The organism is Serratia sp. D1N4 (assembly GCF_054552755.1).
The window spans coordinates 747,449-767,665 of record NZ_CM137274.1; the positions used below are offsets into that span (position 1 = coordinate 747,449).

The 20,217-nt window shown below is 53.3% G+C and carries 19 protein-coding genes, 3 tRNA genes and 1 pseudogene; 14 read left to right on the forward strand and 9 right to left on the reverse strand.

Features of this window, described 5'->3' with window-relative positions:
• The first annotated feature begins 5 nt into the window (after positions 1 to 5).
• Together hpaX and hpaA are read left to right on the forward strand one after the other, a co-directional pair.
• On the forward strand, positions 6 to 1,376 hold the full coding sequence (gene hpaX / locus ACX1CU_RS03145; protein WP_459401189.1) for a 4-hydroxyphenylacetate permease: 1,371 nt from the start codon (positions 6 to 8) through the stop codon (positions 1,374 to 1,376).
• A 62-nt stretch (positions 1,377 to 1,438) separates the two neighbouring features.
• The gene (gene hpaA, locus ACX1CU_RS03150) at positions 1,439 to 2,326 is read left to right on the forward strand and encodes a 4-hydroxyphenylacetate catabolism regulatory protein HpaA (RefSeq protein ID WP_459401190.1); all 888 of its coding nucleotides are present in this window, start codon (positions 1,439 to 1,441) and stop codon (positions 2,324 to 2,326) included.
• Between the two features lie 45 nt (positions 2,327 to 2,371).
• Here the strand turns inward: hpaA and ampH are convergent, their stop codons facing one another.
• The gene (gene ampH / locus ACX1CU_RS03155; protein WP_459401191.1) at positions 2,372 to 3,511 is read right to left on the reverse strand and encodes a D-alanyl-D-alanine-carboxypeptidase/endopeptidase AmpH; all 1,140 of its coding nucleotides are present in this window, start codon (positions 3,509 to 3,511) and stop codon (positions 2,372 to 2,374) included.
• Between the two features lie 134 nt (positions 3,512 to 3,645).
• Positions 3,646 to 4,719 (reverse strand): GGDEF domain-containing protein, encoded by a 1,074-nt coding sequence (locus ACX1CU_RS03160; protein ID WP_459401192.1) that lies wholly within the window; start codon positions 4,717 to 4,719, stop codon positions 3,646 to 3,648.
• A gap of 265 nt (positions 4,720 to 4,984) precedes the next feature.
• Here ACX1CU_RS03160 and ACX1CU_RS03165 point away from each other — a divergent pair, with 265 nt between their 5' ends.
• Positions 4,985 to 5,269, forward strand: a complete 285-nt coding sequence (locus tag ACX1CU_RS03165) for a DUF1435 domain-containing protein (RefSeq protein ID WP_459401193.1) — start codon at positions 4,985 to 4,987, stop codon at positions 5,267 to 5,269.
• Positions 5,270 to 5,348: 79 nt separating this feature from the next.
• Here ACX1CU_RS03165 and ACX1CU_RS03170 read toward each other — a convergent pair.
• The 4 genes and pseudogenes from ACX1CU_RS03170 to ACX1CU_RS03185 form a co-directional block, all read right to left on the reverse strand.
• Positions 5,349 to 5,435, reverse strand: a tRNA-Leu gene (locus ACX1CU_RS03170).
• 42 nt (positions 5,436 to 5,477) lie between these two features.
• Positions 5,478 to 5,564 (reverse strand) — tRNA-Leu (locus tag ACX1CU_RS03175).
• A 33-nt stretch (positions 5,565 to 5,597) separates the two neighbouring features.
• Positions 5,598 to 5,684 (reverse strand) — tRNA-Leu (locus ACX1CU_RS03180).
• Positions 5,685 to 5,749: 65 nt separating this feature from the next.
• Positions 5,750 to 6,701: pseudogene (locus tag ACX1CU_RS03185) on the reverse strand (LysR family transcriptional regulator).
• 119 nt (positions 6,702 to 6,820) lie between these two features.
• On the opposite strand from ACX1CU_RS03185, the gene ACX1CU_RS03190 reads away from it, so the two are divergent.
• Positions 6,821 to 7,813 carry an aldo/keto reductase gene (locus ACX1CU_RS03190; RefSeq protein WP_459401194.1) on the forward strand — a complete coding sequence of 331 codons (993 nt, stop codon included), beginning with the start codon at positions 6,821 to 6,823 and terminating at the stop codon, positions 7,811 to 7,813.
• A gap of 171 nt (positions 7,814 to 7,984) precedes the next feature.
• On the opposite strand, the gene rsmC is transcribed toward ACX1CU_RS03190, so the two are convergent.
• The gene (gene rsmC, locus ACX1CU_RS03195; protein WP_459401195.1) at positions 7,985 to 9,028 is read right to left on the reverse strand and encodes a 16S rRNA (guanine(1207)-N(2))-methyltransferase RsmC; all 1,044 of its coding nucleotides are present in this window, start codon (positions 9,026 to 9,028) and stop codon (positions 7,985 to 7,987) included.
• A 143-nt stretch (positions 9,029 to 9,171) separates the two neighbouring features.
• On the opposite strand from rsmC, the gene ACX1CU_RS03200 reads away from it, so the two are divergent.
• The gene (locus tag ACX1CU_RS03200) at positions 9,172 to 9,609 is read left to right on the forward strand and encodes a DNA polymerase III subunit psi (RefSeq protein WP_459401196.1); all 438 of its coding nucleotides are present in this window, start codon (positions 9,172 to 9,174) and stop codon (positions 9,607 to 9,609) included.
• The gene (gene rimI / locus ACX1CU_RS03205) at positions 9,554 to 9,997 is read left to right on the forward strand and encodes a ribosomal protein S18-alanine N-acetyltransferase (RefSeq protein ID WP_459401197.1); all 444 of its coding nucleotides are present in this window, start codon (positions 9,554 to 9,556) and stop codon (positions 9,995 to 9,997) included. The genes ACX1CU_RS03200 and rimI overlap by 56 nt, the downstream gene beginning before the upstream one ends.
• Before the next feature lie 185 nt (positions 9,998 to 10,182).
• On the opposite strand, the gene ACX1CU_RS03210 is transcribed toward rimI, so the two are convergent.
• Both ACX1CU_RS03210 and ACX1CU_RS03215 read right to left on the reverse strand, forming a co-directional pair.
• Positions 10,183 to 11,499 carry a type II toxin-antitoxin system HipA family toxin gene (locus ACX1CU_RS03210; RefSeq protein ID WP_459401198.1) on the reverse strand — a complete coding sequence of 439 codons (1,317 nt, stop codon included), beginning with the start codon at positions 11,497 to 11,499 and terminating at the stop codon, positions 10,183 to 10,185.
• Entirely contained in the window at positions 11,493 to 11,816 is a 324-nt protein-coding gene (locus ACX1CU_RS03215; RefSeq protein ID WP_459401199.1) for a helix-turn-helix transcriptional regulator, read from the reverse strand. Before ACX1CU_RS03215 ends, ACX1CU_RS03210 begins: the two co-directional genes overlap by 7 nt.
• 553 nt (positions 11,817 to 12,369) lie before the next feature.
• On the opposite strand from ACX1CU_RS03215, the gene prfC reads away from it, so the two are divergent.
• From prfC to deoC, 8 genes are all read left to right on the forward strand, one after another.
• The gene (gene prfC, locus ACX1CU_RS03220) at positions 12,370 to 13,959 is read left to right on the forward strand and encodes a peptide chain release factor 3 (RefSeq protein ID WP_459401200.1); all 1,590 of its coding nucleotides are present in this window, start codon (positions 12,370 to 12,372) and stop codon (positions 13,957 to 13,959) included.
• Between the two features lie 531 nt (positions 13,960 to 14,490).
• On the forward strand, positions 14,491 to 15,105 hold the full coding sequence (gene osmY / locus ACX1CU_RS03225; protein ID WP_459401201.1) for a molecular chaperone OsmY: 615 nt from the start codon (positions 14,491 to 14,493) through the stop codon (positions 15,103 to 15,105).
• A gap of 66 nt (positions 15,106 to 15,171) precedes the next feature.
• Positions 15,172 to 15,333 carry a DUF1328 domain-containing protein gene (locus ACX1CU_RS03230; protein WP_459401202.1) on the forward strand — a complete coding sequence of 54 codons (162 nt, stop codon included), beginning with the start codon at positions 15,172 to 15,174 and terminating at the stop codon, positions 15,331 to 15,333.
• Positions 15,334 to 15,393: 60 nt separating this feature from the next.
• Positions 15,394 to 15,579 carry a CsbD family protein gene (locus ACX1CU_RS03235; protein WP_459401203.1) on the forward strand — a complete coding sequence of 62 codons (186 nt, stop codon included), beginning with the start codon at positions 15,394 to 15,396 and terminating at the stop codon, positions 15,577 to 15,579.
• Between the two features lie 10 nt (positions 15,580 to 15,589).
• Positions 15,590 to 16,699 carry a patatin-like phospholipase family protein gene (locus ACX1CU_RS03240; RefSeq protein WP_459401204.1) on the forward strand — a complete coding sequence of 370 codons (1,110 nt, stop codon included), beginning with the start codon at positions 15,590 to 15,592 and terminating at the stop codon, positions 16,697 to 16,699.
• Positions 16,696 to 17,487 carry a TatD family hydrolase gene (locus ACX1CU_RS03245; RefSeq protein WP_459401205.1) on the forward strand — a complete coding sequence of 264 codons (792 nt, stop codon included), beginning with the start codon at positions 16,696 to 16,698 and terminating at the stop codon, positions 17,485 to 17,487. Before ACX1CU_RS03240 ends, ACX1CU_RS03245 begins: the two co-directional genes overlap by 4 nt.
• Positions 17,488 to 17,667: 180 nt before the next feature.
• Complete coding sequence (locus tag ACX1CU_RS03250) at positions 17,668 to 18,945, forward strand: NupC/NupG family nucleoside CNT transporter (protein WP_459401206.1); 1,278 nt, start codon at positions 17,668 to 17,670, stop codon at positions 18,943 to 18,945.
• Between the two features lie 473 nt (positions 18,946 to 19,418).
• On the forward strand, positions 19,419 to 20,198 hold the full coding sequence (gene deoC / locus ACX1CU_RS03255; protein ID WP_459401207.1) for a deoxyribose-phosphate aldolase: 780 nt from the start codon (positions 19,419 to 19,421) through the stop codon (positions 20,196 to 20,198).
• Positions 20,199 to 20,217: the final 19 nt, after the last annotated feature.

Genomic DNA, 20,217 nt, shown 5'->3' on the forward strand with positions numbered 1-20,217 from the left:
TCACTATGAGCAACGTCGATTCGCTCAAGCCACTTAACCCGGCTGAGCAACATAAAGCGTTAACCGCCACCGAGCAATCGGTGATTAAAAAGTTATTTCGGCGCCTGATTATTTTCTTATTTGTGTTGTTTGTTTTCTCGTTCCTTGACCGCATCAACATCGGGTTTGCCGGTTTGACCATGAAGCAGGACCTCGGTCTTAGCTCCACCATGTTCGGCCTGGCGGCAACGCTGTTTTACGTCACCTACGTGATCTTCGGTATCCCCAGTAACATCATGCTGAGCAGGGTGGGGGCACGGCGTTGGATCGCCACCATCATGGTGCTGTGGGGCATTGCCTCTACCTGCACCATGTTCGCCACCGGGCCAACCAGCCTGTACGTGCTGCGGATGATTGTCGGCATTACCGAGGCGGGTTTCCTACCGGGGATCCTGGTGTACCTCACTTACTGGTTCCCGGCGTTCTACCGCGCCCGGGCCAACGCGCTGTTTATGATTGCCATGCCGGTCACGATGGCGTTGGGTTCGTTGGTGTCCGGCTACATTCTGGCGATGGACGGCATGATGAACCTGAAAGGTTGGCAGTGGCTGTTCCTGCTGGAAGGAATCCCTTCGGTGATCCTGGGTGTGGTGGTGTGGTTCTACCTTGACGATACGCCAGCCAAAGCCAAATGGCTGACCGACGAAGAGAAAAGCAGCCTACAGGCGATGATGGACGCGGACAAACTGCAACTGGTGCAGCCAGAAGGGCCGAGCAGCCATCGGGCTTTGCAGCAGCGCAGTCTGTGGCGCGAAGTGCTGACGCCGGTGGTGCTGATGTATACGCTGGCCTATTTCTGCCTGACCAACACCCTGAGCGCCATCAATATCTGGACGCCGCAGATCTTGCAGAGCTTTAACCAGGGCAGCAGCAATATTGTGATCGGCATTCTGGCGGCGATCCCGCAGATCTGTACCATCGCCGGTATGATTTGGTGGAGTAAACGTTCGGATCGGTTGCAGGAGCGTAAATATCACACCGCGTTGCCGTACCTGTTTGCCGCTGCGGGTTGGCTGCTGGCTTCGGCCACCAACCACAGCATGATCCAGTTGCTGGGGATTGTGATGGCGTCGGTGGGATCCTTTACGGCTATGGCGATCTTCTGGACCACGCCGGATCAGTCGATCAGCTTTGAGGCACGTGCGGTGGGGATCGCGGTGATCAACGCCACCGGGAATATCGGCTCCGCCGTCAGCCCGCTGCTGATCGGTTGGTTCAAGGATGTGACCGGCAGCTTCAACTCCGGGCTGTATTTTGTCTCGGCGCTGCTGATTATCGGTGCCGTGCTGGTATGGCGTATCCCGATGAAAGATTCACGGCCGCGTGCCACGCCTTAAAACTCAAAACCAAGGGGCTCAAAAAATGTTGAGCCCCGCTATTCTCATTCTCGGAGGACAGCGTGCAGAAAAATACCGGCTTTATCGTCAATATCGATATTTGCAAAGAGTATGACGCGCATTATGCCGCCGATGAAGTGCACTACGAAACCTTCGCGGGGCTGGCGGCGTTTTTCGGCCGTGACATGCAGGTGCACTGGCATGAAAGCTTCTTTCAGGTGCACTTTCTGGAAACCGGCAAGATAGAGCTACAGCTCGACGATCAGCACTATTCGGTGCAGGCACCGTTGTTCATTCTCACGCCCCCTTCGGTGCCGCATGCTTTCTTCACCGAACCGGACAGCGACGGACACGTACTGACGGTGCGTCAGGAACTGGTTTGGCCGGTGCTGGAACGGCTGTACCCCGGCAGCAATCTGGCGCTGGAACTGGAGATGCCGGGGATTTGCCTTTCATTGGCCGATGCGCCGCAAGAGTTGGCGGCGCTCAGCCATTACTGGGCGCTGATCCGCCGTGAGTTCAGCCAGAGAATGGCAGGGCGCGAGCAGACGCTGGCGTTGCTGGCGCAGGCGGTATTGACGCTGTTGCTGCGCAATACCTCACTGGAAGATAAAGCCGCCAGCGGGATGCGCAGTGAACTGAAGCTGTTTCAGCGTTTCAATAAGATGGTGGATGAGCGTTTCCGCGAACACCTGCCGGTGCCGGAATATGCGCAAACGCTGGGGGTGACGGAGTCGCGGCTCAATGATTTGTGCCGTCGTTTCGCCAACCGATCGCCCAAGCGGTTGATTTTCGATCGCATGCTGCGTGAGGCCAAGCGTATGCTGCTGTTCAGCGCCTGTACGGTGCATGAAACCGCCTACAGCCTGGGGTTTAAAGATCCGGCCTATTTTGCCCGCTTCTTCAACCGGCTTGAAGGCTGTTCCCCGTCGGTTTATCGCGCCCGCTAAAGTATCTCGGGCGAACAAGTAAGTTCGCCCGAAATTGTTGCAGAATCAGCCCTTGTTCGCCACCAGATCGCCCACCAGCCGGTTAACCGGATCGCTCATATTGGTGAATTTGGTCAACTCTGAGCGGGTCACTACCACGAATACGCCGATATTTTTCTGTGGCACCATCGCCATATAGGTAATAAAGCCGCCGCCGCCGCCGGTTTTCTGAATAATGCCCGGCAGGCCATCTTTCGGGGCCATATACACCCAACCTAGTCCCAGAGCATCCGCCTGGCCCGGAACATCCATCCCTGTCAGCGATGCCAGCTCCCTACGCTGGAAATACATGGTTTGCTCGCTCTGCGCCGTCAGTTTACTCGAACCGGTGAGGTTGGAAGACAGGAACTGCTGCATCCAGCGCTGCATATCGCGCGGGGTGGAGTAGACGCCACCGCTGCCAGCGGCGGCTGTGGTATCGCGGCAGGCACTTGACCCGGTAGCGGCAATCATCAGGCGTGAACACTGTTCGGCGCTGGGCGTCAGCGTGGTATCCACCATCCCCAGCGGGGCGGTGATTTTCTCACGCAGCAGAGCGTTGTAGGACTTTCCTGCGGCGCGCGACAGGGCATCGGCCAGCAGATCGTACGCCAGGTTGGAGTAGGAGGCCCGCACGCCCGGCGGCACGGTAATGCTGGCGTGTGCCAGCCACTGCCAGCGCTGAGCTTTGGTTGGCCAGGTAAACACCGGCGTTTTGGGCGGTTTCTTGCCGGGCTGCTCACGCGGCAGGGAACTGGTGTGCGTGGCCAGATTCAGCAGAGTGATCGGCTGACGTGCGTTGTAAGACGGCACATTCGCCCCTTTGGGCGCGTATTTGCGCAGCGGATCGGTGAGCTTTATCTTGCCTTCTTCCGCCATCTTGACCATCACTTCGCTGGTCATCAGCTTGGTGATGGAAGCAATGCGGATCAGGGAATCTGGGCGTGGACGCTGATCGTTACCCGGTTTGGTATCGCCAAAACTGCGGTTAACTACCTGATTATTGTCGATCACTACCAGCGCCATGCCGGTTGCACCGCTATTGAAAAAGATATGTTCAGCATACTGATCGACAATCTGTGACGTCAGTTGAGTGGCGGCCTGGCTGACCAGCGGCGCGGCACATAGGCCCAGCGCCAGCAATAAAGCGGAGAGTGAGGTCTTCAACGGTCGTTTTCCATTTTCAAAATGCTGTAGGGAAAGGCAAAAGTCGCTGCTTAGTGTAATGCGCGATTGCCAGAATGGCATATGGAAAAAGGCCCGATGGCGAATTTTTTACTATGACAACAGGTTACGGGCCGTCAAGACGCGGCGCTTTGCGGGCTACTGGCCCGTTGGATATTGTTACGGCCGCTGTTTTTCGCCCGATATAGCGCCGCGTCAGCAGAGCAGATGGCAGAATCGAGATCCAGTTTATCCAGCACGGTAATACCGGCGCTCAACGTCACCCTGGTGATCTCCTGCGGATAACGGTGATGGGGGATGATCAGTTCCTGCACGCATTGGCGCACGCTCTCTGCCAGAGAAGTGGCGTACTCTTCGCTGACGTTGATCAGCAGCACCAGAAATTCTTCGCCGCCGTAACGCACCACGATATCCCGTGAACGCACCGTATCACGAATGGCGGTTGCGACCTGGAGCAGCGCCTGATCGCCCATGGTATGACCGTGGCGATCGTTGTAAGCCTTGAAGTGATCGATATCGAGCAGCAGCACGAAGTGGCTGCCTGCGGTAGGCGCGAGCAGCTGATTGAGCTTATTTTCCAGACCACGGCGGTTATACAGGCCGGTTAACGGATCCAGCATGCTCAGATCGTTGAACTTATCCCGCTCGTGATACAGATTGGCCACCAGATCTTGGGTAAAGGCTTCGCTGCGTTTCAACATCAGGTGATGGATTGAAAAAGCCACGATCGGCAACAGAATGGTTAACAGGATGCGCAGGGTATTGTGCATATCGTCCAGCCACAGAATGGTCAGCGCCGAAGGCAAGGCGTTCAGGCAGAAGGCGATAACGTTATCCGTCAGAGAGATTGCGCTGATAAAGAAAATGCTGAACAGGCTGATTAACAGAAAGCTGTGACTATCGTTGGGCAGGTATTGATGTTTGATATAGATATGTGCCGCCCACAGCAGACCGAGTACCGTGGCAGACAGGTGCAATTTTTTGATGTATTGCCGTGGCGATCGGCGTGTATACCCGAATGCCGCCAGACAAAACAGAGGAATGCCGATTAATGGCAGAGTAAAGGCTGGATTCGCCTGAAAGGGTAACAATAAAGTGAAGACGGCAGAGACGGTATTCATTGATAAAAAAAGCAATAACGATAAACGGTGCTTGTTGCTTTGCAGCTCCAGATAAGAACGCGCATTCATACAGGGATCACTCTTTGCCCAATTGTTCTGCCGGAAGAATAAGGTTATGAAAAATTCCCAGTGCGTAGATTGAGCACCTGCGATGAAGGGATCAGTTAAATATTATTAATATGCTAATTTTTCTAGGAATTTGCTTAGATGAAATTATCATTTTTTCACCAGACTGTCATCTGTGTTAAGCCTGATGAAGGGGGAAATTGCTGCGCAGGGAAAAAAAGTGTTATATGATATTGGTTATCATTATCATTTGTGAAATAAGGCTATCATGATTGCCGCGATAATCATTGCATGTGGGTTATGGATCGTCAGTATGTGCTTGGGCAAACGGCTGACCAGCGCCTGGGGCGTATTGCTACCTTGCGTTCTGATGCCGTTAATCGCGCTGACCGACCTCAATATGATGCAACTGCGTACCCTGATCGTCATTGCCATGCTGGTTACGCTGGTGATGTTGTTTAACAGCCATCTGCGCCATTATCTCTTGCTGCCTTCGTTTATGGCGTTGGCAGGCGGATTAGCCGCCATCAGCCTGCATTTCAGCTTTAGCTGAAACGACAAAATCACGCATTAGCGTGTTGGTTTTTCAGAGGATTTAATACGCAGGAAAAACGGGAAGAGAACTCATCAATTGGTGCGAAGAGAGGGACTTGAACCCTCACGTCCGTAAGGACACTAACACCTGAAGCTAGCGCGTCTACCAATTCCGCCACCTTCGCACAGTCGATGTTGTTGCTTAATCTTGATTTATATCACCAGCTTGGTGCGAAGAGAGGGACTTGAACCCTCACGTCCGTAAGAACACTAACACCTGAAGCTAGCGCGTCTACCAATTCCGCCACCTTCGCATTGATGCTGTGTAATATAAATCATGTGGTTATTGGTGCGAAGAGAGGGACTTGAACCCTCACGTCCGTAAGAACACTAACACCTGAAGCTAGCGCGTCTACCAATTCCGCCACCTTCGCTTACCAGAAACATCACCGGAGTAATGCTACCACGGGGGCGAATTCTAGAGATTTTGGCGGGTACGTCAATAGTTATTTCCTGCTTTTAGGGCGTTCGCTGGAAAAAACGCCTCATCAGCGTTGTTGATAACCATCGAACAGACCAATCAGCCAATCAATCAACACCCTAACGCGTGGCGCGAGGAAGCGGCCGGGGGGATACATGATGTAGATCGGCATCGGCGGCGGCGGTGTTTCTGCCAAGACCTCCACCATTTCACCCGTCTTTAACCAGGAAGCCACCGAGTAGCGGGATCCCTGAATCAATCCCATTCCGGCGCGGCAGGCGCTGGTATAGGCATCGGCACCGCTGACGCTCAGCTTGCTGGGTAATTCGCGCAGTTCCAGCTTGCCGTTGCGGCAGAATTCCAGCGGATAGTTACGGTTGTTGACCAGCGAGAAATAACCCACCGCCTGATGGTGTTGCAGATCGTCGATCGATTGCGGAGTACCGAAGGTGTGCAGATAGGCGGGGGATGCGCAGGTTAGCTGTGGCATCTGGGCAATCAGCCTGGCAACCAGCGCGTCGTCTTCGGTTTCCCAGGCGCGCAGCACGCAGTCTACGCCTTCGCGCAGCAGATCCACATGGGTATCGTTGGCGCCGAGCGCCAGCTCAATTTCTGGGTAACACTGATAAAAATCCGCCAGTGCCGGGATGACGATCTCCCGCGCCAGCGAGTGCGGCATATCAATACGCACTTTGCCCGCGGGTTGCAGCTTATGCTGGTGGAATAGCGTATCTGCTTCTTCCAGCGCATCCAGCAGTTGCAGGCAGCGCTGATAGTACAGCGTGCCCTCGGCGGTGATCTGTACCTGGCGCGTGGTGCGCAGCAGCAGACGGACCCCGAGCCGCTGCTCCAGCCGCTTCAACGCATTACTGACCGTGGCGCGCGGCAGTTGCAGGCGTTCAGCCGCACGGCTGAAGCTGCCCAATTCCACGATCCGGGTAAAGATACGCATGGCCTGAATCTGATCCATCTTCCCGCCTGTCATTGTTAGCGATTTATAAACAGTGATGTGCAATCTTCATTATTTATCTTTACAGCGTAAACAACCAGACTGGGTTGCAACATAGACCGTTCAATGAGGACAACACAATGCAACAACGTCAATTAGGCTCTAACGGCCCCGTCGTCTCGGCTCTGGGTTTAGGCTGCATGGGAATGAGCGACTTTTACTCCACCGGCAGCGATGAAAAAGAGGCGATTGCCACGCTGCACCGGGCATTGGAGTTGGGCGTCACGCTGTTGGATACCGCCGATATGTACGGCCCGCATACCAATGAGCAACTGATCGGTAAAGCGATCAAAGGCCAGCGCGATCGCGTATTTCTGGCGACCAAGTTCGGCATTGTGCGCGATCCGGCCGATCCCCATGCCCGTGGCGTGAGCAGCAAGCCGGAGTATATCCGTCGCTCGGTCGAAGGCAGCCTGCAACGCTTGGGGGTGGAAACCATCGATCTTTATTATCAGCACCGGGTTGATCCGCAGGTACCGATCGAAGAGGTGGTGGGCACCATGGCGGATCTGATTAAAGAGGGCAAAATCCGCTATATCGGTCTAAGCGAGGCTTCCGTTGCCACACTGGAGCGCGCGCACAAAGTGCACCCGATTAGCGCATTGCAGACCGAATACTCGCTGTGGACGCGGGATGCCGAGCAAGGCCAGCTTGCGGCCTGTGAACGGTTGGGCATCGGTTTTGTGGCTTACAGTCCGCTGGGGCGCGGCTTTCTAACCGGGGCGATCCAGCGCCCGGAAGATCTGGCCGAGGACGATTTCCGCCGTGCTAATCCGCGTTTTCAGGGGGAAAACTTTGCCCGCAACTTGGCACTGGTGGAAAAAGTCAGTGAATTGGCCCGGCAGAAGGGCGTTGCGCCTTCACAGTTGGCACTGGCGTGGGTGATGGCGCAGGGGGAACATATTGTGCCAATCCCAGGCACCAAGCGCAGGCGCTATCTGGAAGAAAACGTAGCGGCGGCGGAGATTACGCTGAGTGAACAGGAACTGGCGGCGATCGAGGCGGTATTCCCACTGGCAGGCGTGGCTGGCGCGCGTTATACGCAGGTTGGGATGGAGTTTATTAACGGCTAATATACCCGTCGTCAATCAAACTGCAGGGGTGTTGGCTGCCTTTGCTCACCCCAGTCACATAGTGGCCTATGCTCCTGGGGACTCACTCAGTTGCTGCCTACCTGCATCTTGATTAAACTTGGGTATATCTAAAACGGGCGCTGAAGTGCGCCCGTGAATTTCAATGCCGAGTTACTTTTTCTTCTTCGGATCGCGCGGTTGGCGGCCAACGGTGGCTTTATACACCTTGAAACGGCCGTTCTGCGCCAGCACTTCGTGGCTGCCGAAAGTGGCATCCAGAATATCCGGATATGGTAAGAAGGCGTTGGCGACGATACGCAGTTGCCCACCGATTGGCAGATGTTTCAATGCGCCACGGATCAGGGTTTCTGCGGCAGTCAGGCTGGTGGCCAGACCGTCGTGGAACGGTGGGTTGGAGATGATCATGTCAAAGCGGCCGGTAATGTCGGAATAGACGTTACTGACGATCACTTCACCTTCAATACCGTTAGCGGCCAGCGTTGCGCGGCTGGATTCCACCGCGGCGGCATTCACGTCGCTCAGCGTCAGCTTCATTTTTGGTGACAGCTTGGAGAGCACCGACGCCATTACGCCAGCACCGCAACCCACGTCCAGCACCTTGCCTTTCATGTGTTTTTCCAGCGTCGACAGCAGCAGCGAACTGCCTACATCCAGCCCATCACGGCTGAATACGCCCGGCAGGGTTTTCACTTCCAGATCGTGCAACTGATAGCTTTCCCACCAGTCGGCCAGATCAAAGGTGGTCTGTACATCGATACGGCCATGATACAAACCACAGCGGCGCGCGCTGTCGATTTTTGCCAGGGTGGCCTGGCGCTCTAGGATCTGTTCCGCGCTGCGCACACCGCTGCGGTTTTCACCAACCACAAAGATTTCTGCGCCAACCGGCAGCAAAGACAGCAGATTGCACAGTTGGAACTGCGCTTCCTGTTTGCTCTTTGGCCAGTAATAGACCAACGTATCGCAGTTGGCAACGAAGGTGGGATCTACCGTCAGGCCGAATTGTGCATTTTCGCCCATCATCCGGTTCAGTAACTGCCAGTGATGGTATTGCTGGGTGTGGACACGCACATCAGCGGCCTCGAATTGGGCCGGCAGGGTGTCCTGCAGATCGCCCGCGAACAGGACGCGGCGTGCAACAAACTCATCACTGTGGCGCAGCATGACTTCACTGGCTGGGGTTAATGCGGACATCAGTTTTTGGCTCCTCAAGATTAAGCGGGAGATTATAGAGCTTTGTGGCGAGATGTTCGACGGGTTTGTTGGCGCAGGGTGCGCGGGTTTGTTAGCATAGCGCGGCACATGGCAGGCATAGTGCGCAACACACGGGAATCGGTATGGCATCAAAACGCGATTGGCTATTACAACAACTGGGGATTACGCAGTGGACATTGCGCCGCCCTGGCGCGTTGCAGGGCGAGATCGCGGTCAGCCTGCCGGCGGAAGTGCGTCTGCTGGTGGTGGCGCAAACATTGCCCGATCCTCAGGATCCCTTGTTTTGTGATGTGCTACGCAGCCTGGGGCTGCAACCGGCGCAAACCTATGGTCTGACGCCGGATCAGGTGGCGATGCTGCCGCAAGACACCGAATGCAACAGTTGGCGGTTGGGCATTGCGGAGCCGCTCGCGGTGGCCGGTGCGCAGCTACACAGCCCGGCGCTGGCCGAGCTTTCTCAAGATGCGGGTGCCAAACGCGCACTCTGGCAGCAGATTTGTCACTATGAACAGCATTTCACCCCTGACGACGGCCGATCTGGCCACCGCCTTCAAGATTGAACACGCCAGCCATGCTTTTCCTTGGACTGAGGCAACATTCGCCAGCAATCAGGGCGAGCGCTATCTTAACCTGAAGCTGGAAGCCGCAGGGCAGATGGCGGGTTTTGCCATTACCCAGATCGTGCTGGATGAAGCTACGCTGTTTAACATTGCCATTCACCCAGATTGGCAGCGTCGGGGTTTTGGCCGCACGCTGCTCACTGCGCTGATCGCAGAGCTCGAGGCGCGTGGCGTGGTCACGCTGTGGCTGGAAGTGCGTGCTTCCAACCATGGGGCGATCGCGCTATATGAAGATCTCGGGTTCAACGAAGTGACGGTGCGCCGCAACTATTACCCCGCCGCTAACGGTCGTGAAGATGCGATCGTAATGGCGCTGCCGCTGGGGTAGCGTTCACCGTCAAGAAGCCCTATTTTTACAACGAATGAGGTGTATTTTAGATTGAATACACCTCATTCGTTGTTTTTAAATCTATTAACAGCAAATAAGTTGTTTTTGTCTGAAATTCATACATGCATTGTCACTGACTCTATCTCGGGTTAAAAAGCCGCGCTCAGACTTTGCAAACAGAGCCCCTAAAAATTAAGCCGTAGATTTGCGTTTATTTCATCGACCAAAGTTTTTGGTACGTCCCATTCTTCGGCTAGTTGGGGCCAGCTTGATACGTGTTCTATTGTTTCATTAATGATGTTGTCAATTTTTCTTTTGCTAAACAATGGGCTGAGTTTTTCTAAGCTGTAAAAATCAGAACGAGTGAAATTATCCCTTTTACCATTTAAGCTCATCCAGTGACTGTTAACCCATTTACTGCCTGGCTTGTAGCTATAGGCCAGATCATAGGCTGGAGCAAGTGACCATTTTTCGTTTTTTAGAATGAAAGCAAAATTCTTAGAATGGTCGTCATGGTTCCGTGAAATGATATTAAAGATCATACGTTTTAGTAGTTGCTCCGCTTCGGATGCGGAGAGTTTTAACTGGCGCGCAATGCTAAATAATTCAGCATAAGAGAATGAGCCTGGCTTTTTATAGTCCACGTGAGCTAATCCATTTAGCGTTTGCACATGTATTTTTTTGTTTTTGATTCGATCAAAACGTTGAGTAATAAAGTGCCTTCGGTTCCCTTCTTGGAGTAACTGACATGGCATCATATCGACACCACATTTTTTGGCCATTAAGTGATATACAAACTCCATGGCACCATAGCCAAGAGGGTCACCGAAGGTTTCTTGGTTTTTATTATGTTCGCTAACGCCATCGAACTTCATCAGATAATGAGTAAAGCCATCTGGAACGGCTGTCTGACCAGAACGAACTTGGGTAAAGTCTTCATTGAAAGCTAATACTGCTTTAGGTCTTGCTCCGCCCGCACTCATGCCGACTGAGAGTAAGGACATCATTGCTTCGCGGTCTTCCTGCCCATTTTGCTTTAGCTTCATCTCAAAATGACCACGAGAATCTAAGATTTCTTGTGCGATTGATACCAGAGATTGGATCTCAACTTGCTGTGACGCATTAAGACTGCGTAATTGTGTTGCTGGCGCGTACTCTAATGCCCCCATACCTCGTTTGCCAGTATATTGAAGCCGCTGTAAGGGGGTAATGTTATTCGGTGAACGACCTTGGCCAGCCACCCATGCATTGAGGACCGCATTCCCAAAATCGTCGGGTAAAGAATCAGCTATTAGTCCGGGTAGTCCTTTGAATGTATTGAAATCTAATTCAGGAAAGCTATAAATACGTCTTGATAATGGCATCTTGATTGGTGACAGTTCGATCCCTTTTTTTAAAAAGTTTGGGTCATATTCAAAAGCGCCGACCCCTTTGTCGGTATCAAAGCTAACTGCGCCAACCTCATGCTCTTGATACGTGATTTCTATTACTTCCATTACCATTCAGGTTTATCCTCATCCACATTGCGGCGTTGTCCTGATGCTCTTTGACGCTTCTTTCCTTGTAACTTCGCTAGCTGTAAAGGTGATATTTCTTGTTTTGGAAGAAACAGATCTAGCTGATCAGTCAAATCTAGTGCCATCATAATCGCGATCAATATTTCTAGTTGTACCTTACCTTTTTCAGCATTCAACACGGTTTTACGTGCTACACCGGCAAGAACTGCTACCTCGGACTGAGTGAGATCTCGATTGAGTCGTGCTTGCTTTAAGCGCTCGCCGATCTCTTCTGCAAGGGCATAGGCTGTTTTATCACTCATTATATTGAGACCCTAAATGGTTACATTAAAAGATTTTATGCGCCTAATGTATTTAATTTAGGACCTTATAGGTTGGTTGTCAATTTGTTAATTAAGGTGCCAATATAGGTACATTAAATTAATTTAATCGTTTAAAGTAACCATGTTGGGATATAATACATCCCTGTTCAGGGATTTGGTTGGAAGAGGCTGTCTAGGCTAGTTGGTGGAAATGTCTGAATCTTCTTCGGCAATCGAAAATCATGCTTTGCAGCTTACTAGGGGAGACTCAGTTTGAGTTGCCTCGTCGCATTGGTATAAAACAGCAGTCGATTAGCCACAGTTGTTCATGGGCTGAATAAGCAACGATTGCAAACCAGCGACAGCCAATCCTTGGCGCTCGCTGAGAGTAAATGGTAATACATTGCACAACCATTGATTGTTTATAAAGTCAAGATCAGCGAAAATAGCAGCCAATTACGATTAACACGACGAATTTGACAAGCGAAGAACTGAAAAGAGAGTGCTTCCAAAAGCGTGTCCAAATCCGTGTACAAACTAAAAGAATTTACACATGGTAAACCAAGATTTTCTTAATGAAATCAAAAAGCGAAGAACTTTCGCCATTATCTCGCACCCCGATGCCGGTAAAACCACCATTACCGAGAAGGTGCTGCTGTTCGGACAGGCTATCCAGACCGCCGGTACGGTAAAAGGCCGTGGTTCCAACCAACACGCCAAATCCGACTGGATGGAGATGGAGAAACAGCGTGGTATCTCGATCACCACCTCGGTGATGCAGTTCCCGTACCGCGAATGTCTGGTCAACCTGCTGGATACCCCAGGGCACGAAGACTTCTCTGAAGATACCTATCGTACCCTGACCGCGGTGGACTGCTGCCTGATGGTGATCGACGCCGCAAAAGGCGTTGAAGATCGTACCCGCAAGCTGATGGAAGTGACCCGCCTGCGTGATACGCCGATCCTGACCTTTATGAACAAACTTGACCGTGACATCCGCGATCCGATGGAAGTGATGGATGAAGTCGAGCGCGAACTGAAAATCGCCTGCTCGCCGATCACCTGGCCGATTGGCTGCGGCAAGCTGTTCAAAGGGGTTTATCACCTCTATAAAGATGAAACCTACCTGTATCAGACCGGTAAAGGCCACACCATTCAGGAAGTGCGGATCGTCAAAGGGTTGAACAACCCGGATCTCGACGCTGCCGTGGGTGAAGACTTGGCTGCGCAACTGCGCGAAGAGCTGGAACTGGTGCAAGGGGCTTCCCACGAGTTTGAGCAGGAAGCCTTCCTGGCCGGTGAATTGACCCCGGTGTTCTTTGGTACCGCCTTGGGTAACTTTGGCGTGGACCATATGCTGGATGGTTTGGTGGCCTGGGCACCTGCGCCGATGCCGCGTAAAACCAATACCCGTGAAGTGGTCGCTGCAGAAGATAAATTTACCGGTTTCGTGTTCAAGATCCAGGCGAATATGGATCCGAAACACCGCGACCGCGTGGCTTTTATGCGCGTAGTGTCCGGCAAATATGAGAAAGGCATGAAGCTGCGCCAGGTTCGTACCGGCAAAGACGTGGTGATCTCCGATGCGCTGACCTTTATGGCGGGCGATCGTTCTCATGTGGAAGAAGCTTACCCAGGCGATATTATCGGTTTGCATAACCACGGCACCATTCAGATTGGCGACAGTTTTACCCAGGGTGAAGATATGAAGTTCACCGGCATTCCGAACTTTGCCCCTGAACTGTTCCGCCGCATTCGCCTGCGCGATCCGCTGAAGCAGAAACAGCTGCTGAAAGGGTTGGTGCAGCTGTCGGAAGAAGGGGCTGTGCAGGTGTTCCGCCCAATCTCCAACAACGATCTGATCGTGGGGGCCGTCGGTGTGCTGCAGTTTGACGTGGTGGTTGCACGCTTGAAATCCGAATACAACGTGGAAGCGCTGTATGAGTCGGTGAACGTTTCCACTGCCCGTTGGGTGGAGTGCAGCGACGTGAAGAAATTTGAAGAGTTCAAGCGCAAGAACGAACTGAACCTGGCGTTGGATGGCGGTGATAATCTCTCCTACATCGCACCGACCATGGTGAACCTCAACCTGACGCAAGAACGTTACCCAGACGTGGTATTCCGCAAAACTCGCGAACACTAATCTGCCGATGCGGCACCGCATTCTTGCGGTGCCCATGACTCCCCAGCAGTTGCAACTCTCAGCACTCATCTTGCTAATTATTAAATTTTATTTATAAATTCTATTTTTCCTCGTGGCTGATGTTTCACAGCTATCCTTCTGCAAATTTCACCTGATGGACTATATTTATTAGGGTCTTTGGCATTTAATAAGCAAAAATAACTGCTATTCAGTTACTATATAGAAGGTTATTTTGCTGTGTTGTCGATCGGAGACAGTTCTATCTCATTAATATCAATGAGATAGCAACAGTGTCCCCGTATGAAGACGCGACTGTCGCCAATAGGCAACAGTTTCTCACCTAAGTGTTGCATTCCTGTTTCTTTACTGTTGATTCTTAATGGTTTTATAAGGATGGCATAGATATTGCTTTGATCTTATCGTGAACGTTTGATTGTATAGTAATCGTGAAGTATTCATTTGAGTTCGCCGTGATAACACGGTGCAGGGATCCGCAGTTGATGGGGATTCACAACAAGAAGGAAGAGATCGATGAAAAATACCAAGTTTGCACATTCTTTGATGGCTATCGTTTTGGGTTCTGTTCTGGTGAGTGGCAGTGTGCTGGCGCAAGAGTCGCTGCTCAACAAAGCCACCAGCGTGGCTGATAGCACGGGTGCCAAAATCGATAGCTCCATGAAAAAAGTCGACAGCTATATGGGTGACAGTGCGACAACCGCGAAAGTGAAAAGCGCATTGGTTGACGATAAAGCGATCAAAAGTACCGATATCTCGGTGGTCACTGAGAAGGGCGTGGTAACGCTCAGTGGTTTTGTCAGCAGCCAGGTGCAGGCCGAACGTGCCGTTGCGGTTGCCGGTAAGGTGGAAGGGGTGAAATCCGTCAGCGACAAGCTGCACGTGAAAGACGAAGCCACCCAATCGGTGAAGGCTTATGCCGGTGATGCTGCAACCACCAGTGAATTGAAGGCCAAACTGCTGGCTGACGACATCGTACCTTCCCGTAATGTGAAAGTGGAAACCACCGACGGTGTGGTGCAGCTTTCCGGTACGGTAAAAACGCAGGCGCAATCCGAGCGGGCAGAGAGCATTGCCAAAGCGATTGATGGCGTGAAAAGCGTCAAGAACGATCTGGCTGTGAAATCTTAAATCCATTTCTAACTACATGATCATCAAGGGGCGCAACCTATTGCGCTCCTGCGTGAGGAGCAGCTTATGTTTCGTTGGGGCATTATATTTTTAGTCATTGCGTTGATCGCGGCCGCGCTAGGCTTTGGTTCGCTGGCTGGCACCGCCGCCTGGGCGGCTAAAATGGTGTTTGTAGTGGGGATCATTCTGTTCCTGATCAGCCTGTTTGCCGGTCGTCGGCGTCCTTAACTTTTCTCTCAAAGTGTAACAAAGCTTAATTCCTTTTCTCGTCGTCTGGAGAGTTCAGTCATGAATAGCGACATCATTGTCGGCCGCTGGAAACAGTGGAAAGGCCAGGTCTGGCAGGCGTGGGCAGAGTTTTCCGGTAGTGACTATGCCTGGTTGGTTGGGAGTAATGACTGCCTCTCCGGCGTCTTGCAAGAAGATTACGGAAGAGAGCAAGAAGAGTTATCCTCAGAAAAACAGCCACATTGAGGAGATAGGGTTGGGATACAGAATACCTATCACGCTCGGTAATATAGAACCGCTGGCATATAAACCATTCCAGCCCGGTAAAATGGCGCTGGTGTGTGAGGGCGGCGGGCAGCGCGGCATCTTTACTGCCGGTGTATTGGACGAGTTGCAGCGCGCCCGCTTTAACCCTTTTGAACTGATGATTGGCACGTCTGCCGGAGCGCAGAATCTTTCGGCCTTTATCTGTGGCCAGCTGGGGTATGCGCGACGCGTGATCACCCGTTACACCACGTCGGCCAATTTCTTCAACCCTCTGCGTTTTGTGCGCGGTGGGCATCTTATCGATCTTGACTGGTTGATAGATATCACTTCACAGCAACTGCCGCTGGCGATCGATGTTGCCGAGCAGCATCTCAGCAATGGCCGTGAATTGCTGATGTGCGCCTGTCGCAGCGATAATTTTGAACCCGCTTACCTGCGCGTTGAGCGAGCTAACTGGTTGCCTGCGATCAAGGCATCGAGCGCCATCCCCGGCTTTTACCGCCAGGGCGTTGAGCTGGACGGTATCAGCTATCTGGATGGTGGCATCAGCGATGCTATCCCGGTGGAGGAGGCCTATCGCCGCGGTGCCGATACCATTGTGGTGATCCGCACCGTGCCTTCGCAGATGTATTACACGCCGCAGTGGCTGAAACGCATGGAGCACTGGCTGAGTGACAGCAGTTTGCAGCAGATGGTGCGCATCATGCAGCAGCATGAGCAGAGTTATCACCGCATCCAGCAGTTTATTGAGCAACCGCCGGGTGAGCTGCGCATCTTTGAGATATTCCCCCCTAAGCCGCTGGCGAGCAGTGCGCTCGGCAGCCGTCTGCCTGCGCTGAATCAGGATTATCATCTTGGCCGCCGCTGCGGGCGTTACTTCCTGGCCACGGTTGGCCATTGGCTGCTGGAGCAGGAAAAGCGCGATGGCATCAAGCTGCAACAGCCCGTTTCACGCCGCTTGTTGCAGCCGGAAAGCGTGCGTATGCCTTCACCGATCGCGACAGATATGCCACATTCGCACAATCAGGAAGCCCAGTTGGCAACGGCGAAAATCATTCTGCCGGGAGATCCCTCCGCTGGTGATGGAGACGCGCTGTGAATTACGTTTTTACCGATACCCACTGCCATTTTGATTTTCCGCCGTTTAGCGGCCACGAAGATGAAAGCTTGGCACTGGCCGCGCAAGCCGGTGTGCAGCAGATCATCGTGCCAGCGGTAACGGCGGATCGTTTTGCCCTGGTGTTGAAACTGGCGCACGATCATGCGCCGGTGTTTGCCGCGCTGGGGCTGCATCCGTTGTATATCGCGCAGCATCACGATGAACAGCTTGAGCAATTGGCGGTTTTTCTCGCCCGCCAACCGGCAAAGCTGGTGGCGGTGGGGGAGATTGGGCTGGATCTGTATATGGAAAACCCCCAGTTTGATCGCCAGCAGGTGTTGCTCAAGCAACAGTTGGCGTTGGCAAAACGCCACGATCTGCCGGTGATCCTGCATTCCCGCCGTAGCCACGATCCACTGGCGGCGATATTGCGCCGGGCCGATGTGCCGCGCCGTGGCGTGGTACACGGTTTTGCTGGCAGCCTGGCGCAGGCACAGGCCTTTATCCGGCTGGGGTATTACATCGGCGTTGGTGGCACTATCAGTTACGAACGCGCGCAGAAAACACGCAGCGTGATGGCACAGTTACCGCTGGCGTCATTGCTGCTGGAAACCGATGCGCCGGATATGCCGTTAGCGGGCTATCAGGGGCAAGCGAACCGCCCTGAACGGGCCGCCGAGGTGTTTCAGGTGCTTTGCCAGTTGCGGCCCGAACCGCCCGATGAAATCGCCCATCATCTGCAACAAAACACCCTGTCTTTATTCGGCTTGACGCCGCACATCGCCTAAAACGTGATTTAAATCACGTTGCGAGATTTTCATTTGCAACTTGTTGTATTCATCTGTGACATATAATGAGGCGAATTTCTCCACGCTCAGTATAATTGCGCCCCGTTATCTACTCCTAAGCAACCCTGCGGGTTCACCGAACAGGGATGCATTACTTTTTCGCAACAGGGATATTCTCACATGCAACTCATCATGAGCCTGGTCGGTATGGTGGTACTGATCGCCATTGCTGTGCTGCTTTCCAGCAACCGACGCGCTATTAAACTGCGTACCGTGCTCGGGGCATTTATCATTCAGATCGCCATTGGCGCGCTGGTACTGTACGTGCCACTGGGCCGCCGTATTCTTGGCGGCATGTCTGAAGGGGTGGCTAACGTCATCGCTTACGGCAATCAAGGCATCTCTTTCATTTTTGGCGGCCTGGTTTCCGACAAAATGTTCGAGGTGTTTGGCGGCGGCGGCTTTGTGTTCGCGCTGCGCGTACTGCCGGTGATCGTGTTTTTCTCCTCGCTGATCGCTGTGCTCTATTATCTGGGCATCATGCAACTGGTGATTAAAGTGCTCGGCGGCGGCCTGCAGAAACTGCTGGGCACTTCGCGCACCGAATCGCTGTCGGCAACGGCCAATATTTTCGTGGGTCAGACCGAAGCGCCTCTGGTGGTACGGCCGTATATTGCTACCATGACGCAGTCTGAACTGTTTGCGGTGATGTGTGGTGGTTTGGCGTCGGTGGCCGGTTCGGTGCTGGCAGGTTATGCCCAGATGGGCGTGCCGCTGGAGTATCTGATCGCCGCATCCTTTATGGCCGCGCCGGGCGGATTGCTGTTCGCCAAGCTGATGGTGCCGGAAACCGAGAAAACCCACGACCAAGACGACGCGATGAAGCTGATCGCCGCTGAAGATCGCCCGGCCAACGTGATTGACGCTGCGGCTTCAGGTGCGGCTTCGGGGATGCAACTGGCGATGAACGTGGGCGCGATGCTGCTGGCGTTTATCGCCCTGATCGCCTTGCTGAACGGTATGTTGGGTGGCATTGGTGGCTGGTTCAACTTCCCGCAGCTGTCGCTGGAACTGATCTTGGGTTGGGTCTTCTCCCCGATCGCCTTCCTGATCGGCGTGCCGTGGAGTGAGGCGATGGTGGCTGGTTCGTTTATCGGCCAGAAGGTGATCGTCAACGAGTTCGTAGCCTATATGAACTTTGGTGCTTATCTGCGCCCGGACGACGTGGTCGCCGCCGATGGGTTGCAGGTCCTGTCACAGCACACCAAGGCGATTATCTCCTTTGCGCTGTGCGGCTTTGCCAACCTCTCTTCCGTAGCGATTCTGCTCGGTGGCTTGGGCAGCATGGCACCGAACCGTCGGCACGATATTGCACGCTTTGGCCTGAAGGCCGTGGCTGCCGGTACGCTCTCTAACCTGATGAGTGCTACCATCGCCGGGTTCTTTTTGGCGCTGTAAGCTAAACTAGAAACAGCCCCCAGCATGTTTTGCTGGGGGCTGCCGCATGATTTCCTGATACGGGCATTCTGTAGAGCGCCCGCCATTGATTACCCGTCCGTTTAACGAGTTTGTGAACAAAGTCGCGTTATTTTGTGATTTAAATCACATATAATTCCAGTTTGTTGCAGTGACATTTCATATTATGTGAATCGGAACACGTATCAGCCAAGGCGATCGTGTTCCAATATCGAAGGGCTATATGCGGTGAGAAGGATCTCAGTTGCCGCCGTGAGGACGTTGCTCACGGGCTATCTTCATGGAACCAAGTCCGCTCGCCAACATCCGAGTGTTTATACTCTAAATAATTCGAGTTGCATGTAGGCGGCAAGTCCGAGAGTCACCAGGAGCATAGGCCACTATGTGACTGGTGCGAACGGGCGCAGCCAACACCCAGGCAACTTGAAGTATGACGAGTAAAGTTGGAGAGTTTTATGACCGAACTAACCGCAGCAGCGCAACGCGCGCTGAACCTGATGGATTTAACCACGCTGAATGACGATGACACCGACGAGAAGGTGATCGCACTGTGTCGTCAGGCTAACAGCCCGGCGGGCCATACTGCCGCTATCTGTATCTATCCGCGTTTTATCCCGATTGCGCGTAAAACGCTGCGTGAGCAGGGGACGCCGGATATCCGTATTGCGACCGTCACCAACTTCCCGCATGGCAATGATGACATCGATATCGCGCTGGCGGAAACCCGCGCGGCGATCGCCTACGGGGCTGACGAAGTGGACGTGGTGTTCCCTTATCGCGCCTTGATCGCGGGTAATGACAAAGTCGGTTTTGAGCTGGTGCAACAGTGCAAACAGGCCTGCGCCGCCGCTAACGTCCTGCTGAAAGTGATCATCGAAACCGGTGAACTCAAGCAGGCGCATCTGATTCGCCAAGCCTCTGAAATTGCCATTAATGCCGGGGCGGACTTTATCAAAACCTCCACCGGTAAAGTGCCGGTTAACGCCACGCTGGAAAGTGCTGAACTGATGATGACGGTGATCCGCGATCTGGGCGTCAGCAAAACCGTGGGCTTTAAGCCTGCCGGTGGCGTGCGCACGGCGGAAGATGCGCAACACTATCTGCAACTTGCCGAGCGTATCCTGGGGGAGGGCTGGGCCGATGCGCGTCATTTCCGCTTTGGTGCCTCGAGCCTGTTGGCCAGCCTGCTGACGACGTTGGGGCATAGCACCCAAACCGCCAGCAACGGTTACTGATGCTCTAGCGCGCCGCGTT

What these genes read in the sequence shown, in the direction of transcription:
- hpaX (WP_459401189.1), top strand. Translation starts at nt 6, where the DNA reads ATGAGCAACGTCGATTCGCTCAAGCCACTTAACCCGGCTGAGCAACAT.
- ACX1CU_RS03160 (WP_459401192.1), bottom strand. Translation starts at nt 4,719, where the DNA reads ATGAATGCGCGTTCTTATCTGGAGCTGCAAAGCAACAAGCACCGTTTA.
- ACX1CU_RS03165 (WP_459401193.1), top strand. Translation starts at nt 4,985, where the DNA reads ATGATTGCCGCGATAATCATTGCATGTGGGTTATGGATCGTCAGTATG.
- ACX1CU_RS03190 (WP_459401194.1), top strand. Translation starts at nt 6,821, where the DNA reads ATGCAACAACGTCAATTAGGCTCTAACGGCCCCGTCGTCTCGGCTCTG.
- rsmC (WP_459401195.1), bottom strand. Translation starts at nt 9,028, where the DNA reads ATGTCCGCATTAACCCCAGCCAGTGAAGTCATGCTGCGCCACAGTGAT.
- ACX1CU_RS03200 (WP_459401196.1), top strand. Translation starts at nt 9,172, where the DNA reads ATGGCATCAAAACGCGATTGGCTATTACAACAACTGGGGATTACGCAG.
- rimI (WP_459401197.1), top strand. Translation starts at nt 9,554, where the DNA reads ATGAACAGCATTTCACCCCTGACGACGGCCGATCTGGCCACCGCCTTC.
- ACX1CU_RS03210 (WP_459401198.1), bottom strand. Translation starts at nt 11,499, where the DNA reads ATGGTAATGGAAGTAATAGAAATCACGTATCAAGAGCATGAGGTTGGC.
- ACX1CU_RS03215 (WP_459401199.1), bottom strand. Translation starts at nt 11,816, where the DNA reads ATGAGTGATAAAACAGCCTATGCCCTTGCAGAAGAGATCGGCGAGCGC.
- prfC (WP_459401200.1), top strand. Translation starts at nt 12,370, where the DNA reads ATGGTAAACCAAGATTTTCTTAATGAAATCAAAAAGCGAAGAACTTTC.
- osmY (WP_459401201.1), top strand. Translation starts at nt 14,491, where the DNA reads ATGAAAAATACCAAGTTTGCACATTCTTTGATGGCTATCGTTTTGGGT.
- ACX1CU_RS03230 (WP_459401202.1), top strand. Translation starts at nt 15,172, where the DNA reads ATGTTTCGTTGGGGCATTATATTTTTAGTCATTGCGTTGATCGCGGCC.
- ACX1CU_RS03235 (WP_459401203.1), top strand. Translation starts at nt 15,394, where the DNA reads ATGAATAGCGACATCATTGTCGGCCGCTGGAAACAGTGGAAAGGCCAG.
- ACX1CU_RS03250 (WP_459401206.1), top strand. Translation starts at nt 17,668, where the DNA reads ATGCAACTCATCATGAGCCTGGTCGGTATGGTGGTACTGATCGCCATT.
- deoC (WP_459401207.1), top strand. Translation starts at nt 19,419, where the DNA reads ATGACCGAACTAACCGCAGCAGCGCAACGCGCGCTGAACCTGATGGAT.